This is a genomic window from Microcystis sp. LE19-10.1B, from assembly GCF_027530565.1.
Taxonomy (GTDB): domain Bacteria; phylum Cyanobacteriota; class Cyanobacteriia; order Cyanobacteriales; family Microcystaceae; genus Microcystis; species Microcystis aeruginosa.
This window is the reverse complement of sequence record NZ_JAPZQM010000215.1, coordinates 1-1062: the sequence shown is the minus strand read 5'-3', so window position 1 is coordinate 1062 and position 1062 is coordinate 1. Positions and strand designations below refer to the sequence as shown.

Annotated in this window: 2 protein-coding genes; both read left to right on the top strand. The window is 40.1% G+C overall.

Going from position 1 to position 1062, the window contains the following annotated elements:
* Positions 1-703 (top strand): DUF4351 domain-containing protein (locus O9332_RS07925; RefSeq protein ID WP_288024766.1); only part of this gene is annotated, 703 nt, incomplete at its 5' end.
* Between the two features lie 85 nt (positions 704-788).
* The coding region (locus tag O9332_RS07920) for a hypothetical protein (RefSeq protein WP_288024763.1) at positions 789-1062 on the top strand (274 nt) is incomplete at its 3' end.

Sequence of the window (1062 nt, the reverse complement as noted above, 5' to 3'; positions counted from 1 at the left end):
TTGTTTATCTAAACTGTTGACTGTGCGGGAACAATTACAAAGAGAAGCTCACCGTCATCAACAACCCTTATTAGCAGAAAATATTCCTAGACTATGGATACTAACTCCTACTGCCAGTCAGAGGATTATAACTGCTTTTTCCGCTCTCAATCATCCAGATTGGGGAGAAGGAATTTATTTTTTACCTCCAGCATTAAATACATCCCTTATTGTCCTGCATCAATTACCCGAAACCCCTGAAACCCTTTGGTTAAGATTATTAGGCAGAGGAGGAACCAGAAGCAGAGCGATTGATGAATTAGAGGCCTTGTCTTCTAGTCATCCCTTTAAATCAGCTTCCTTAAAATTATTATACAATTTGAGTAGGAACTTGCAAGCCTTACCCAAAAGAACCCAGGAGGAGAGTAAATTTATTATGCGTTTAGCCCCTTTATACGAACAAGATAGAGAAAAAGCTATTCAACAAGGAGAAGCTATCGGACTTCAAAAAGGCAGAATCGAAGGCATTCAAGAAGGAGAAGCTATCGGACTTCAAAAAGGAGAAGCCAACCTAGTGCTACGCTTGCTTAACCGACGTTTTGGTGAACTGCCCCCGCATATTACTGAAACTATCCAAAAACTCTCAGTAGAAAAATTAGAAGACTTAGGAGAAGCATTGCTAGACTTTAAGAGTCAAGCTGACTTAATTAATTGGCTGAACTAATAAATAAGCTTTGAAGATGATAAAATAATCATCATCACTGATTTAATAACTTAGGTCTTGACTCGCTTTCTTTGGGATAAATTTAGTGAAAGACTACCTCGAAACCTTTCTCTCTTCTTCCGGTGACGTGAAAACTAGCCTTGATGTGACGGCAGAAACTCAAGAAATCGATGTGTATTTTCGACCGACTTCCCCAGAAATGCCGCCCGAATTAGGCCTATTGGGCAAATTAGCTCAAACCCCTTGTCTATTGGAACCCTATCGCAATCCTGTCACGATTGAGGGAATTCTCGCTTGTTTATCTAAACTGTTGACTGTGCGGGAACAATTACAAAGAGAAGCTCACCGTCATCAACAAC